13 protein-coding genes are annotated in these 15,249 nt (G+C 63.5%); 9 read left to right on the forward strand and 4 right to left on the reverse strand.

Annotated elements, in window-relative coordinates:
* The first annotated feature begins 46 nt into the window (after nt 1-46).
* The 3 genes from glmS to EN818_RS00450 all read left to right on the forward strand — a co-directional run bounded on the left by glmS (nt 47) and on the right by EN818_RS00450 (nt 3,170).
* A complete protein-coding gene (gene glmS, locus EN818_RS00440) occupies nt 47-1,870 on the forward strand; it encodes a glutamine--fructose-6-phosphate transaminase (isomerizing) (RefSeq protein ID WP_095806104.1) in 1,824 nt (607 codons plus the stop codon).
* A gap of 161 nt (nt 1,871-2,031) precedes the next feature.
* A complete protein-coding gene (locus tag EN818_RS00445) occupies nt 2,032-2,331 on the forward strand; it encodes a HigA family addiction module antitoxin (protein ID WP_095806103.1) in 300 nt (99 codons plus the stop codon).
* An 83-nt stretch (nt 2,332-2,414) separates the two neighbouring features.
* Nucleotides 2,415-3,170 carry a DUF502 domain-containing protein gene (locus EN818_RS00450; RefSeq protein ID WP_095806182.1) on the forward strand — a complete coding sequence of 252 codons (756 nt, stop codon included), beginning with the start codon at nt 2,415-2,417 and terminating at the stop codon, nt 3,168-3,170.
* Here EN818_RS00450 and recG read toward each other — a convergent pair.
* A complete protein-coding gene (gene recG / locus EN818_RS00455; RefSeq protein WP_095806181.1) occupies nt 3,122-5,230 on the reverse strand; it encodes an ATP-dependent DNA helicase RecG in 2,109 nt (702 codons plus the stop codon). The genes EN818_RS00450 and recG overlap by 49 nt on opposite strands.
* A gap of 314 nt (nt 5,231-5,544) precedes the next feature.
* On the opposite strand from recG, the gene EN818_RS00460 reads away from it, so the two are divergent.
* From EN818_RS00460 to EN818_RS00475, 4 genes are all read left to right on the forward strand, one after another.
* Nucleotides 5,545-5,832, forward strand: coding sequence for a succinate dehydrogenase assembly factor 2 (locus EN818_RS00460; protein WP_095806180.1), 288 nt, complete (start codon nt 5,545-5,547; stop codon nt 5,830-5,832).
* A gap of 11 nt (nt 5,833-5,843) precedes the next feature.
* Nucleotides 5,844-9,341, forward strand: a complete 3,498-nt coding sequence (gene mfd / locus EN818_RS00465) for a transcription-repair coupling factor (protein WP_095806102.1) — start codon at nt 5,844-5,846, stop codon at nt 9,339-9,341.
* A gap of 156 nt (nt 9,342-9,497) precedes the next feature.
* Nucleotides 9,498-10,871: a 3-deoxy-7-phosphoheptulonate synthase class II gene (locus EN818_RS00470; protein ID WP_095806101.1), complete on the forward strand. Its 1,374-nt coding sequence runs from the start codon at nt 9,498-9,500 to the stop codon at nt 10,869-10,871.
* Between the two features lie 180 nt (nt 10,872-11,051).
* Complete coding sequence (locus tag EN818_RS00475) at nt 11,052-11,756, forward strand: hypothetical protein (protein WP_095806179.1); 705 nt, start codon at nt 11,052-11,054, stop codon at nt 11,754-11,756.
* Between the two features lie 66 nt (nt 11,757-11,822).
* On the opposite strand, the gene EN818_RS00480 is transcribed toward EN818_RS00475, so the two are convergent.
* From EN818_RS00480 to EN818_RS00490, 3 genes are all read right to left on the reverse strand, one after another.
* A complete protein-coding gene (locus tag EN818_RS00480; RefSeq protein ID WP_095806100.1) occupies nt 11,823-12,590 on the reverse strand; it encodes an RES family NAD+ phosphorylase in 768 nt (255 codons plus the stop codon).
* Entirely contained in the window at nt 12,550-12,927 is a 378-nt protein-coding gene (locus EN818_RS00485) for an MbcA/ParS/Xre antitoxin family protein (RefSeq protein WP_095806178.1), read from the reverse strand. Before EN818_RS00485 ends, EN818_RS00480 begins: the two co-directional genes overlap by 41 nt.
* Before the next feature lie 70 nt (nt 12,928-12,997).
* A complete protein-coding gene (locus EN818_RS00490; protein ID WP_095806099.1) occupies nt 12,998-14,068 on the reverse strand; it encodes a GGDEF domain-containing protein in 1,071 nt (356 codons plus the stop codon).
* Between the two features lie 323 nt (nt 14,069-14,391).
* Between EN818_RS00490 and EN818_RS00495 the strand changes: the two genes are divergently transcribed.
* Together EN818_RS00495 and EN818_RS00500 are read left to right on the forward strand one after the other, a co-directional pair.
* On the forward strand, nt 14,392-14,811 hold the full coding sequence (locus EN818_RS00495) for a GFA family protein (RefSeq protein ID WP_095806098.1): 420 nt from the start codon (nt 14,392-14,394) through the stop codon (nt 14,809-14,811).
* 77 nt (nt 14,812-14,888) lie between these two features.
* Nucleotides 14,889-15,248, forward strand: coding sequence for a diacylglycerol kinase (locus EN818_RS00500; protein WP_095806177.1), 360 nt, complete (start codon nt 14,889-14,891; stop codon nt 15,246-15,248).
* Nucleotide 15,249 lies beyond the last annotated feature (1 nt).

The following is a 15,249-nucleotide window of genomic DNA, read 5'->3' on the forward strand; positions in this document are numbered from 1 at the left end:
AATCCTTAGATAGCGCTGGGTTTGCGCTGGGAATCGGGGTCAGGGTATGTGCGGTATCGTTGCAATTGTCGGCCAGCAGCAGGTCGCGCCGCTCATCGTCGATGCGCTGAAGCGGCTCGAATATCGCGGCTATGATTCGGCGGGCGTCGCCACCATCGAAAACGGCGAGCTCGGCCGCCGCCGGGCCGAGGGCAAGCTGGTCAACCTCGAACGCCGGCTGAAGGAAGACCCGCTCGACGGCACGATCGGCATCGGCCATACACGCTGGGCGACGCATGGCGTGCCGAACGAGACCAACGCGCACCCGCATTTTTCCGACGGCGTTGCCATCGTCCACAATGGCATCATCGAGAATTTCGCCGAATTGCGCGATGAATTGGTTCGCGACGGCTACAGCTTCTCGTCGCAGACTGACACCGAGGTCGTTGCGCATCTGATTGCGCGGGAGCTTGCGAAAGGGCTGAAGCCGGTCGAGGCCGCGCACAAGGCGCTGAAGCGGCTGTCAGGCGCCTTCGCGCTGGCGATCATGTTCAAGGGCGACGAGGATCTGATCGTTGGCGCCCGAAACGGTCCGCCTTTGGCCGTCGGCCATGGCGACGGCGAGATGTTCCTTGGTTCCGACGCCATTGCGCTGGCACCCTTCACCAACGCCGTCACCTATCTGGAAGACGGCGACTGGGCCGAAGTGCGCCGCAACAGCGTGACCATCTACGACATCGACGGCAACAAGGTCGACCGCAAGCGCCAGCAGTCGCTGTCGACCAGCTTCATGGTCGACAAGGGCAACCGCCGGCATTTCATGGAAAAGGAAATCCACGAGCAGCCGGAAGTGATCTCGCACACGCTGGCGCATTACGTGGATTTCGTCTCCGGCGTGTCGAAGCCGCTCGACCTGCCGTTCGACTTCGCCAAGATCGGCCGGCTGGCGCTCTCGGCTTGCGGCACGGCCTATCTCGCCGGGTTGATCAGCAAATACTGGTTCGAACGCTATGCGCGGCTGCCGGTCGACATCGACGTCGCCTCGGAGTTCCGCTACCGCGAGATGCCGCTGTCGGCCAATGACGCGGCCTTCTTCATCTCGCAATCGGGCGAGACCGCCGACACGCTCGCCTCGCTGCGTTATTGCCGCAAGGCCGGCATGAAGATCGGCGCGGTCGTCAACGTGCGCGAATCGACCATGGCGCGCGAATCCGATGTCGTGCTGCCGACGCTCGCCGGGCCGGAGATCGGCGTCGCCTCGACCAAGGCCTTCACCTGTCAGCTGTCGGTGCTGGCGTCGCTGGCGGTGCGGGCTGGCGTTGCGCGCGGAGCGATCTCGCGCGATGAGGAAAAGCGGCTGGTGCGCGAGCTTTCCGAGGCGCCGCGCTTCGCCACCCAGGTGCTGAAGCTCGACGAGCAGATCGAACGCATCTCGCGCGAACTCTCGCGCTACAAGGATGTGCTCTATCTCGGCCGCGACACCAATTTCCCTTTGGCCATGGAAGGGGCGCTGAAGCTCAAGGAAATCTCCTACATTCACGCCGAGGGCTACGCGGCCGGCGAACTGAAGCACGGCCCGATCGCGCTGATCGACGAGAACATGCCGGTGATCGTGATCGCGCCGCATGACCGCATCTTCGAGAAGACCGTGTCGAACATGCAGGAAGTGGCGGCGCGCGGCGGCAAGATCATCCTCATCACCGACGCCAAGGGCGCCGCGCAGGCGGGTATCAAGACGATGGAGACGATCATCCTGCCCGATGTGCCGGAGATCATTTCGCCGATCATCTACGCGCTGCCGATCCAGATGCTGGCCTATTTCACCGCCGTGTTCATGGGCACGGACGTCGACCAGCCGCGCAATCTGGCCAAATCGGTGACGGTGGAATAGGTCTACATAACGATACGCCGAGCTGTATCAATTAATGATACATGGCCTTGCACTTCATTCAAAGGCAAGACAGTTGAAGCGGTCGCCGCCGGGAAGGCGATGTGGAGATCGTTGATTACCATGAGCGGGCACTCGCCCTAACCCTTTGAGGATACTGAGCTATGCTCAAGTTCGCACGCCCCATCCATCCTGGAGAATTCGTCCGCGAGGAATATCTTGTTCCTCTCGGCATGAGTGCTGGCGCGCTCGCAAAAAAGCTCAATCTTCCGCGTACGCGTATCGAGCGTATCGTCAAGGAAGAGGTAGGCCTGACGCCTGACACGGCGCTTCGCCTTGCGAGGTTCTTCAACACCACACCTGAGTTTTGGATGAACTTCCAGAAGGCCTATGAGCTGGAGACCGAAGCGATGAAGATCGCGGCGGAACTCGAGAAGATCGTGCCGCTCGAAGCCGCCGCATAGCGCGGATTCTTTAAAAACTTCGCAGTTCCAAAGCGGCTTGCGGTTCACTAATGTTCAACCGCAACCTGCGCTGCGGTGAACCCATGTCCGACGCCCTGAAGACTTCTGGCATGACCCGGCTCAGGAACTATTTCCTGACGGGCTTCATCGTCTGCGCGCCGCTGGCGATCACCGCCTATATCGCCTGGTCACTCATCGGCTGGGTCGATTCCTGGGTGAAGCCCTACATCCCGGCGCGCTATAACCCCGATACCTATCTGCCGTTTCCGGTTCCGGGCTTCGGGCTGATCGTGGCGCTGGTGCTGATCACGCTGATTGGCTTCCTGACGGCAAACATCGTCGGCCGTGCCATCGTCAATTCCGGCGAGCGGCTGCTCGGCCGCATGCCTCTGGTGCGCGGCATCTATCGCTCGCTGAAACAGATTTTCGAGACGGTGCTGTCGAACAAGGGCGACATGTTCCGCCAGGTCGGGTTGGTCGAGTATCCGCGAAAAGGCGTCTGGTCGCTGGTTTTCGTCGCCAGCGAGAAGGAAACCGAGATCAACCAGAAGCTCGATCAGGAAGGCGATCCGCTGATTGCGGTATTCATGCCGTGCACGCCGAACCCGACCACCGGCTTCCTGATGTATGTGCATAAATCCGAGATCGTGCTGCTCGACATGACGATCGAGGATGGGGCCAAGCTGATCGTTTCGGCCGGCATGGTGGCGCCGGAGGTCAAGGCCAAGCTGGTGACGCTGAACGGCGAGCCGATCGAGGGGGCGCTCGCCAATCCGGCGCTCGGCACGGCTCAGCCGGCGCGCAGCAGCCGCACCGCCTCATCGCGCCCGAACAGGTAAAGCAACAGCCTAAGCGCCTGTCCGCGTTCGGACTGCAGTTCCGGATCGCGCGACAGGATCAGCCTTGCGTCGTCGCGCGCGCCTTCGAGCAGGTCGGCATGGAACTCGATGCGTGCGACCTGGAAGCCAGGCGTGCCGGATTGCCGGGTCCCAAGAAGCTCGCCTTCGCCGCGCAGCTTGAGGTCCTCCTCGGCGATCCGGAAACCGTCCTCAGTCTCGCGCATAACCGACAGACGGCGCTTCGCCGTCTCGCCGAGCGGGTCTTTGTAGAGCAGCACGCAGGAGGAGGGCTTGTCGCCGCGCCCGACCCGGCCGCGCAACTGGTGCAACTGGGCAAGGCCGAAGCGCTCGGCGTGTTCGATGACGATGATCGTGGCGTCCGGCACATCGACGCCGACCTCGATGACGGTGGTGGCGATCAATATGCGTGTTTCGCCCTGCTTGAAGGCGCGCATCGCCTCGTCCTTCTCGGCCCCCTTCATGCGCCCGTGAACCAGGCCGATCTGGTCGCCGAAGAGCGGCTTGAGTGAAGCGAAGCGGTCTTCCGCCGACATCAGCTTGATCTCTTCGGATTCCTCGACCAGCGGGCAGATCCAGTAGATCTTCTGACCTTCGGCGACGGCATCGCGCATCCGTGCGACCAGCTCATCCAGCCGCTCCAGGGGCAAGGTGACGGTGCGGATCGGCTGCCGGCCGGCCGGTTTTTCGGTCAGTTTCGAAACGTCCATGTCGCCGAAGGCGGTGAGCACCAGCGTGCGCGGGATCGGCGTCGCCGTCATCACCAGCATGTCGGGCGCGTCGCCCTTGGCGGTGATCGCCAGCCGCTGGTGGACGCCGAAGCGGTGCTGCTCGTCGACCACGGCAAGGACGAGGTCGTGGAAGGTCACGGATTCCTGGAACAGCGCATGCGTGCCGACGACGATGTCGATCGCACCGCTGGCGAGGCCTTCCAGCGTCTCTGTGCGCTCATGGCCCTTTTCGCGCCCGGTGAGGATAGCGGTGCGCAGGCCGGCTTGCTCTGCCAATGGTGCGATGGTTGCCAGGTGTTGGCGCGCCAGGATTTCGGTCGGCGCCATCAACGCGGCCTGGCCGCCAGCCTCCACCGCGCGGCCCATGGCAAGCAGCGCGACCACAGTCTTGCCGGAGCCGACGTCGCCCTGCAGCAGGCGCAGCATGCGCTCGGGATCGGCGAGATCGGCATTGATCTCGCCGAGCGCGAATTCCTGGCTAGGGGTGAGCTTGTAGGGCAGGGCCGAGCGCAGTTTCTCGACAATGCGGCCGTCGCCAGTGAGCGGGCGGCCCGACAGACGACGGATCTTTGCCCGAACCAGCGCCAGCGAGACCTGGCCGGCCAGCAATTCGTCATAGGCGAGGCGCCGCCAGGCCGGGCCTTCGACGGCAACGTCGATCGGGTCGGCGGGAGAATGAATGCGGGCGAGCGCGTCGCCGAAGGACGGAAAGGTGTGGCGGCGCATGAAAGCGTCATCCAGCCATTCCGGCAAGTCGGGCAGACGGCTGAGCGCCTGCCCGATGGCTCGGCGCAGCACCTTAGCCGACAAGCCTGCCGTCAGCGGATAGACCGGCTCGACCAACGGCAGGCCCTCGGCCTCGTCAATCGGCGCGATATGGTCGGGATGAACCATGCTCGGCCGGCCGTTGAACCATTCCATGCGGCCGGAGATGACGACCCGTTCGCCTTCCGGCAGCATCTTCTGCAGATAGGCGGCATGGGCATGAAAAAAGGTCAGCGCGATCTCGCCGGTGTCGTCGTGAGCGTAGACCCGGTAGGGCACCGACCTGTTGCCGCGCGGCGGCGGCTGATGGCGGTCGACGCGCACCTCGAGCGTGACGATCTGGCCCTCGGCGGAGAGCGCGATGCCGGGCCGGTTGCGCCGGTCGATCACCGTGTTGGGCAGTACGAACAGAAGATCGGCGGCGCGCGCGGCGCGGTCGCCGAGATCGGCCGGCACGACCCGCTCGATCAGCGTTCCCACTTTCGGACCAACGCCGGCAAGCGAGGTTATCGGAACGAATAATGGGTCGAGGACGGAGGGACGCATCAGCGCAGCGCCTGTTGCGTATCCGGAAAGGCCGAGTTCCTTCGCGCCCCCCTCTGTCCTGCCGGACATCTCCCCCACAAGGGGGGAGATTGCCAGCTTCGGCGCCTCACCCATTCCGTAACGTTGAAGGTTGGCGAAAACGGACGTGCAGGCTGATCTCCCCCCTCGTAGGGGAGATGTCCGGCAGGACCGAGGGGGGCATGAAGGAATGCAGTCATTTCAAATTGATTGTCGGCTGTCTTACTTTGCCTTGCAAGGCTGACACCGATCTCTATCCACGCTATATGCGCCGCTTCGAACAGGGATGCGGCGCCATGACCGGTACACAGCGATCAAGCGAGGGGCTGGATGCCCGCCGCCGCAAGCTCCTGTTCCGCTCCTGGCATCGCGGCATGCGCGAGATGGATCTCATCCTGGGTACCTTCGCCGATGCCGAGATCGGCGCCTTGACCGGCGACGAAATCGCCCAATATGAAAAGCTCCTCGAAATCCCCGATACCGAATTCCTTCCGTTGATCACCGGCGAGCGCCCGGTTCCGCCCGATATCGATTGCGCGGTGCTGCAGAAGATCCTGGCGTCGCGCCGAACGATGACATTTTGAACGTATCAAGCATGAGCCTCATTCCTATCATCGGTCTGCCAAAGGGCCGGGCCGGCCAGTTCATCGTCGACGGCGTCGCCGACGGCTATGAAGCCTTTGCATTGGTGCAGACGGCGCAGGAGATCGCTCCCGACAAGCCGGTGCTGTTCGTGGCGCGCGATGGCCAGCGGCTGCCGGCGATCATCGAGGCGCTCGCCTTTGCGGCGCCCGGCCTGCCGGTGCTGGAACTGCCGGCCTGGGACTGTCTACCCTACGACCGCGTCTCGCCGGGAGCGGATGCGGCCGCGCGGCGGCTCGATGCGCTCTCCGCCATGATCGCGCTGGCGAAGAAGCCGCATCGCGCCGTGATCCTCACCACCGCCAACGCGCTGCTGCAGCGCATTCCCCCAGCCGAACTGATCGAGGCGCAGACCTTCCACGCCAAGCCCGGCAACCAGGTCGACATGAACGCGCTGATCGCGCGGCTGGAGACCTCCGGCTTCGAGCGCGTGCCGACGGTGCGCGGCCTGGGCGAATTCGCGGTCCGCGGCGGCATCCTCGATCTCTTCGCGCCGGGCTGGAGCGAGGCGCTGCGGCTCGACTTCTTCGGCGACACACTGGAATCGATCCGCGTCTTCGACGTGGCGACCCAGCGCACGACCGGGCAGCGCAAGTCGATGTCCTTGCAAGCGATGAGCGAGGTGGCGCTGACGCCGGAGACGATCAGCCGCTTCCGCCGCTCCTACATCGAGGCCTTTGGCGCGCCGTCGCGCGACGACGCGCTTTATGCGGCAGTCAGCGAAGGCCGCCGCTTTGCCGGCATGGAACACTGGCTGCCCTTCTTCTACGAGCGGCTGGAGACGGTGTTCGACTATCTGCCGGATGCGCCTGTCGTCTTCGACCATCTGGCACATGAGGCGCTGGCTGAGCGGCACACGCTGATCCTCGACCACTACGAGGCGCGCCGGAAGCAGGCCGACAGCGCGCTGAAGGACGCGGTGCCCTACAAGCCGGTGGCGCCGGACCTGCTTTATCTTTCGCCGGAGAACCTCAAAGCCTCGCTCGGCCCGCGTGAAGACATCGACTTCACCGTTTTCGACGCGCCAGACGTTGGAGCTAAAAAGGTCTTTCACGCCGGCTCGCGGCACGGCCGCAGCTTCGCCGAGGAGCGCGCCGATCCCAACACCAACGTCTTCGACGTGGTGGTGAAGCATATCGCCGACGAGCGCGCCGCGCGCCGCCGCGTCATCGTCGCCGGCTGGACCGAAGGCTCGCTCGACCGGCTCGGCCAGATCCTCGCCGAACATCATCTTGGCAATCTGAAGCCGGTTGCGACGCTTGCCGAGGTCGAAAAGCTCGAGCCGGGGCAGGCGGGTCTCGCCGTGCTGCCGCTGGAATCCGGCTTCGAAACCGACGCCATGGTCGTCGTTGCCGAACAGGACATTCTCGGCGACAGGCTGATTCGCCGCTCGAAGCGCAAGAAGAAGGCATCCGATTTCATCGCCGAGGCCTCGTCGCTGTCCTCGGGCGATATCGTTGTCCACGCCGACCACGGCATCGGCCGCTTCATCGGCCTGCGCACCATCGAGGCGGTCGGCGCGCCGCATGACTGCCTCGAAATCCACTATGCCGGCGATGATCGGCTGTTCCTGCCGGTCGAAAACATCGAGCTCTTGTCGCGCTACGGCTCGGATTCGGCCGAAGCGCCGCTCGACAAGCTCGGCGGCGGCGCCTGGCAGGCGCGCAAGGCGCGGCTGAAGCGGCGGCTGCTCGACATGGCGGGCCAGTTGATCCGGCTTGCTGCCGAGCGGCAGATGCGCGCCGCACCCGCCATGATCCCCGCGGATGGGCTTTATGGCGAGTTCGCCGCGCGCTTCCCTTATGAGGAAACCGACGACCAGCAGACTGCGATCGATTCCGTCATGGATGATCTCGGCGCCGGTAAGCCGATGGATCGGCTGGTCTGCGGCGATGTCGGCTTCGGCAAGACGGAGGTCGCGCTGCGCGCTGCCTTCATCGCCGCAATGGAAGGCTTCCAGGTCGCGGTCGTGGTGCCCACGACGCTGCTCTCTCGCCAGCACTTCAAGACCTTCTCGCAACGCTTCTCCGGCCTGCCGATCCGTATCGCTCAGGCCTCGCGCCTGGTCGGCGCCAAGGAATTGGCGGAAACGAAGAAGGGCATCAGCGAAGGCACGGTCGATATCGTCGTCGGCACGCACGCGCTGCTCGGCAGCTCGATCTCGTTCAAGAATCTCGGCCTGCTGATCATCGACGAGGAGCAGCATTTCGGCGTCAAGCACAAGGAGCGGTTGAAGGAGCTCAAGAACGACGTGCATGTGCTGACGCTGTCGGCGACGCCGATTCCGCGCACGCTGCAACTGGCGCTGACCGGCGTGCGCGAATTGTCGCTGATCGCGACGCCGCCGGTCGACCGCATGGCCGTGCGCACTTTCATTTCACCCTTCGATCCGCTGGTCATACGCGAGACGCTGCTGCGCGAACGCTATCGCGGGGGCCATTCCTTCTATGTCGTGCCGCGCATCAGCGACCTCTCGGAAATCCATGATTTCCTGAAGGGATCAGTGCCGGAGCTGAAGGTGGCAGTGGCCCATGGCCAGATGCCGCCGGGCGAGCTCGACGACATCATGAACGCCTTTTACGACGGCCAGTACGACGTGCTGCTGTCGACGACCATCGTCGAATCCGGCCTCGATATCCCGACCGCCAACACGCTGATCATCCACCGCGCCGACATGTTCGGCCTGGCGCAGCTCTACCAGCTGCGCGGTCGTGTCGGCCGCTCCAAGGTCAGGGCCTATGCGCTGTTCACGCTGCCGGCAAACCGCAAGCTCACCGACACGGCCGAGCGCCGGCTGAAGGTGCTGCAGTCGCTCGACACGCTCGGCGCCGGCTTCCAGCTCGCCAGCCACGACCTCGACATCAGGGGCGCCGGCAATCTTCTCGGCGAAGAACAGTCCGGCCATATCAAGGAGGTGGGCTTCGAGCTCTACCAGCAGATGCTGGAAGAGGCGGTGGCCGAGGTGAAGGATTCAGGCGAGGTGCAGGACGGCGGTTGGTCGCCGCAGATCGCGGTCGGCACCGCCGTGATGATCCCGGAGAGCTACGTGCCCGACCTGCAGCTCCGCATGGCACTCTACCGCCGTCTTGGCGACCTCGAGACGACCGAGGAAATCGATGGCTTCGGCGCCGAGCTTATCGACCGTTTCGGGCCGCTGCCCGAGGAAGTGACGCATCTGCTCAAGATCGTCTTCATCAAGGCGCTGTGCCGGAAGGCCAATGTCGAGAAGCTCGATGCCGGCCCCAAGGGCGTCGTCATCCATTTCCGCAAACGCGAGTTCCCCAACCCGGTCGGGCTGGTCAAGTTCATCGGCGAACAGGGCTCCTTGGCCAAGATCAGGGCGGACCACAGCGTCGTCTTCATGCGCGAATGGCCGAACGCTGAAAAGCGCTTGGCGGGCTCCGCTGTCGTCATGACGCAATTGGCGCGTTTGGTCGACAAAGCCGCCTAACCGGCACGCCACGGGTTTCCAGCAGGACAAGCATTCGCCACTGCCGAAATTCCCGTCTAGAATAGCAAATCGGCTTCGTGTAAGGAGCCGCCACCTCGTATTGGGGCAGCAATGGCGGGCGAGGGCGCTCGCCGGGAAGAAGTGTTGGGTACAGCGATGACGAAATGGTCGCCGAATTCGTGGAGAGCAAAGCCGATCAAGCAGGTCCCTGCCTATCCGGACCTTGCCGCGTTGAAGACCACGGAGGCCCAACTTGCCACCTATCCGCCACTGGTCTTCGCCGGTGAGGCGCGCAAGCTGAAGAAGCAACTGGCCGCGGTTGCCGCGGGCGACGCCTTCCTGCTCCAGGGCGGCGATTGCGCCGAAAGCTTCGCCGAGCATGGCGCCGACAATATCCGCGACTTCTTCCGCGTCTTCCTGCAGATGTCGGTGGTGCTGACCTTCGCCGGCGCCCAGCCGGTGGTGAAAGTCGGACGCGTCGCCGGCCAGTTCGCCAAGCCGCGCTCCTCCGACAACGAGACCAAGGCCGGCGTGACGCTGCCGAGCTATCGCGGCGACATCATCAACGGCATCGAGTTCGACGCCAAGTCGCGCATCCCCGATCCTGCCCGGCAGGAGATGGCCTACCGCCAGTCGGCGGCGACCCTCAACCTTCTGCGCGCCTTCGCGCAGGGCGGCTATGCCAGCCTGGAGAACGTTCACCGCTGGATGCTGGGTTTCGTCGCCGACAGCCCGCAGGGCGAGAAATACGAGTCGCTCGCCAATCGCATCACCGAGACGATGGAATTCATGCGCGCGGTGGGCATCACGTCGGAAACCAATTTCGCGCTGCGCGAGACCGACTTCTACACCAGCCACGAGGCGCTGCTGCTCGGCTATGAGGAGGCGCTGACCCGTGTCGACTCCACGTCCGGCGACTGGTACGCGACCTCGGGCCACATGATCTGGATCGGCGACCGCACCCGCCAGCCCGACCATGCGCATGTCGAATATTGCCGCGGCATCAAGAACCCGCTCGGCCTGAAGTGCGGGCCGTCGCTGACGCCGGACGGACTGCTTGAACTCATCGACCTGCTCAATCCGGAAAACGAACCGGGCCGGCTGACGCTGATTGCACGTTTCGGCTCGGACAAGGTTGCCGAGCACCTGCCGAAGCTGGTGCGCGCGGTGCAGAAGGAAGGCCGCAGCGTGGTCTGGTCGTCCGACCCGATGCATGGCAACACGATCGAGGCGGCAGGTTACAAGACCCGTCCTTTCGACCGCATTCTCAAGGAAGTGCAGACCTTCTTCGAGGTGCACCGCGCCGAAGGCACGCATCCGGGCGGCATCCATGTCGAGATGACCGGCAAGAACGTCACAGAATGCACCGGCGGCGCTCGCGCCATAACGGCGGAAGACCTGCAGGACCGCTATCATACCCATTGCGATCCGCGCCTGAATGCCGACCAGGCGATCGAGCTGGCCTTCCTGGTCTCGGACCTGCTCAAGAAGAGCCATTCGATCCAGCACAAGCAGGCTGCCAACGGCTGAACTGTTGCGATATTTGATTGACTGATCGGGCGCTGGAGAGATCCGGCGCCTTTTCCTTGTGCGATGAAACAGACGGAGTGCGGTCACGTCGGACTGACAAAAAAGTGTCCCTGCGCGGCCATTGCAAAACCGGGATTGCGTTGGAATGCATCGCTGCATTTGAACCTGTTCGCGATCCTCATGCGCCACGAGCATGCCATCATTCATCACCGCGCGGTCGACTTCTGGTCCGCGCGTGCCGCCGTGCTCGTCGTCATCTGCCTGCAGCTTCTGGTCATCAACGATCTATCGTTCGGCCCGCGCTGGCTGGCGCCGTCGATCGAAGCGGCGCTGCTTGCTCCGCTGTCAATCGCAACGGCGTGGACCCAAATGGCGACGCAGAAGGCCGTCGACCACGAACATTGGTACGCGATCGGCCGGTTTAGACTCTTCATTCGACGCGCCGCCTTGGCCATGACCGGCGTCATCAGCTTCATGAACTGCGGAGCGCTGGTCTTCCTGGTGCGGGCGCTGCTCGAAGGGCATGCGGGCGCCGGCACGACGCTGCTCGTCGATGCGCTCAACATCTGGCTCACCAACGTCATCGTCTTCGCGTTGTGGTTCTGGAGCACCGATCGTGGCGGTCCCCCGACCTGCGGCCTGGTCAAGCGCGCGCATGCCGACTTCCTGTTTCCGCAGATGACTCTGCCCGACCGGGAAATCCAGGGGTGGCTGCCCGGCTTCGTCGACTATGTCTTCCTGGCGTTCACCAACGCGACCGCATTTTCGCCGACCGACACGTTGCCGCTCTCCCAGCGCGCCAAGCTGCTGATGATGGCGGAGGCGATGATCTCGCTGCTGACGATCGCGCTGGTGGCGGCGCGGGCGGTGAATATCCTGGGATAGGAGGCTGGCTTTGCTGTTCATGCATGTCGTTGGCCCAGAACCGCGCACATTTGTGGGCGACATGCACTAGCGGCCGCGCTCCCAGCGCATGTTCGCCAGCCTCGGATCGGCAAAAGCTGTCCGCGAGAATTCGAGGCGCCTGTCCGGAAATTCGCAGATCGCCTGGACACCCAGCGGGCCGATGCGGATGCGCCAGGTGTGGGGCTCCAGCGGCTTGGCCTTGGCAAATCCCTTGCAGGTCAAGAGCGCGATGTTGGCGCCCTTCGGATCGCGCGCCGAGCGGTAGCGGATCGCCTGCATCCCGGCCTCGCGCGCGACATCGGCGATGGCCTGGCAGGCGGCATAGTCGGTCGGACGCGTCCACGCGGTCTCGTCGTGGTCGAGCGGCGGCCGGGAGAGGTCGATGGCCAGCTCGCATCTGATCGCCGCAGCGAAGGCCGTGTATTCCGCGGCATCGCTCGGCCACTGGGTCTGTGGCGACTCGGCGAAGAACAGCAAGCGATAGAAGGCCATCTCCGCCACTGCCGTGAGCACCGTCTCAGCGGCATAGTAGACGCCCTTGGTCTTGCCCGCCCGGCGAAAGCGCGAGCCGTGCGGATAGACCGAGCCGTAGCGGAAGGGCGTCGCCAGCAGGTAGTGAAGATGGCGGCATTCCAGCGGGATCTGCGGCTTGGTGTCCTCGATGAGATCCTCGAGCAGGCCCTGCTCGTCGAGCGTGTCGACGAGCTTCAACGTCGAGACGCGGTGCTGCGCCTCCACCATGCGCCAATACTTGCCTTCGAGCCTCACGGCCTCAGACAAGAGCGCGTCGGGAGTCCAGGTAGGCAATGACATCGACAAGTCCGGCAATCGTCAGGATCTTTTGGAGCGGCGTGCCGTCGAACGCGGTATTCGGGTTCTTCAGCCACGCCCGGGCGACGGTCTCGTCGCCGCCGACGATGGCATCGAGCGAGCGGAACAGGCGGACGAACAGCACTGCAAGCTCGAATGGCTTGGTGCCACGCTCGAGCAGGAACTCCTGCTTGCGCATGCGCGAAACGCTCGCCTCCGAGACGCCGATGACGAGGGAAAGCGTTCTCGCGGTGATGTCGAGCAGGTCGGCCGCTCGCAGCGTGGCCTTGGTGATGACGGCATTCTCTGCCGCCGTCGCGGCGGCGACTGGACGTTGCATGTGCGCACCCATCTATTTCTGTGGAAAATATAAGTCACAGAAATTCATTTGGAAAGAGTCGCGCTGAGCGTCAGTCTTTCTTGTAGAGCTGCCAACCCTTGCCGTTGCGGCCCGCCATGCTCGAGTGCCTGGTCACGCGGTTGCGACCGCTCACCTTGGAGCGGTAGAGCGCCCGATCGGCCTTGGTGTACAGATCCTCGGGGCTGTCGGCCTCGGAAGCCATGCAAACGCCCATGGAGACGGTCACCGTGCCGTAGTTCATGCCGGTTTGGCTGCTGGTGAACGGCGTCTGCTCGATCAGCACGCGGATGCGCTCGGCGATCTCGAAAGTGGTGTCCTCGCTGGCGCCTTCGACGATGAGCGCGAATTCCTCGCCGCCGGTGCGAGCCACGAACATGTCGCCGCGAACGCTGGACTGGAAGATTTCGGCGACGATCTGGATGATCCTGTCTCCAACCGGGTGGCCGAAACGGTCGTTGATGTCCTTGAAGCGATCGATGTCGGCAAGGATCAGCGCATTGAACAGGATGCCGCGATTGCTGTTGTAGATGCGCGTGATTTCCTTGTCGAAGGCGCGACGGTTCCTGATCTGCGTCAACGGATCGGTATCGGCCAGCCGCTTGTATTCCTCGAGCTTGGTTTTGACGCTCTCGAGCTCGGCGGTCTTTTCGCTGAGCGTGCTGGCGATCTGGCGGTTGTGGTCCAGCGTGGAGCTGGTGGCGGCTGACATGGCCCCTGCAATCTTGTGCAGCAGTTCTTGCGACAGCAGGCTGCGATTGCTCAAGCCGCTCGACGTCTCATCGAGGATGCGGCCGTATTTCTCGACATGCGTGCGCTCGCTGCGCAGCAGCGCGGCAACGTCCTCGAGTTCCTTCGCGACCACTTCCCTGGCATGCTCGACAATCGCTGGGCCGTGATGCTGGGGGAAGAAGGTGCGGCCGATGCGGTCGAGATCCTCCTGGGTCGGCCGATTGCTCAAAGAGACGACGGCAAGGCTGAGTTCGTGGTTACTGCCGCTGAGCGCCTCGTAGAAGATCTCGTAGTTGCGCGGCAACCCAAGCACGCCGAGCTGGCGCATGGTCGCCACCACGCTGCTGGCGAGGTCGGTGTTCCTCTCGGTCGGGACGGCTGCCGGCTGCATATTCTGCTTCACTGTACCCCTTCAGAGCGACCGGGAATCTGCCACCGCCAGACGTCGCGCATACGGGGATTTGATTGAGAAATGCGATGCGGCGGCGCGTCCCCAACGCGACCTTCGCTTGCATAAATCATATGTGCAGCCGCGCTAAAGTTTCCTTAATGGCCGGAATTTCCTCATCGTCTCTGCTACCACAGGATGCAATCCGGTGCGGACGGCCTTCGAATAGCGCCAATCCGGTGTCGCATTTGCCTATGCCCCGACGAGCGCAAAATGGAATTCTGTCCGACAGTGACCGAATCGGGCGACATGGGAAGGAGCTGGGAATGGACGAAAATCACAGTGGGTCATGCTTGTGCGGCGCGGTGCGTTTCAGGACCAGAGGGCCGTTGCGCGGAGTGATCTATTGCCACTGCTCTCAGTGCCGCAAGCAAAGCGGATCCTTCTATGCCGCAACCAATATTCCCGACGCCAATATCGCAATCGAAGGCACGGAAAACATCAGCTGGTATGAGGCGTCTTCCTTTGCGAAACGCGGTTTTTGCAGGAACTGCGGCTCGCTGCTGTTCTGGAAGCCGAGGGACCATGCCTACACATCGGTGCTGGCAGGGTCGTTCGAGGAACCGACAGGACTCCAAGGGCTCTGCCACATCTTCGTTGGCGACAAGGGCGACTACTACTCCATCGACGACGGATTGCCGCAGTTCGAGAAGTCGACCCCATCGGTCAAGGTCGCGGACGAATGAATTTTGGGCTTGCTGCCTTATTCCCTTGATCCGGCCATTGGGATATCCCCTGCCGGTTAATGGGAAAAGGGCTGAGCATGCAGCGGCTGATCGACGCTTTCATCAATTCCGTGCGGGCCTTCCGCAAGCTGGCTGGGCATGAAGCAGCCTTCCAGCAGGAACTGCTGCTGCTGGCGCTTGCCCTGCCTGCCGGCTGGTTCATCTCTGTATCATGGCGCGGCTACGCGCTTTTGATCGCCGCGGTGCTGCTTCTGATCATCGTGGAGGTGCTCAACACCGGGATCGAGGCGGCCTGCGACGCCTTCAGCCGCGAATTCAACGTCGACATCCAACTCGCCAAGGACTGCGGCTCGCTGGCCGTCCTGATCTCGATCGTCATCGTTGCCGGCGTCTGGGGGATCGCCCTCATCGAACGTTTGACCGGGGTTCCGATCTAGT

The organism is Mesorhizobium sp. M3A.F.Ca.ET.175.01.1.1, from assembly GCF_004791945.1.
In the GTDB taxonomy this organism is placed as follows: domain Bacteria; phylum Pseudomonadota; class Alphaproteobacteria; order Rhizobiales; family Rhizobiaceae; genus Mesorhizobium.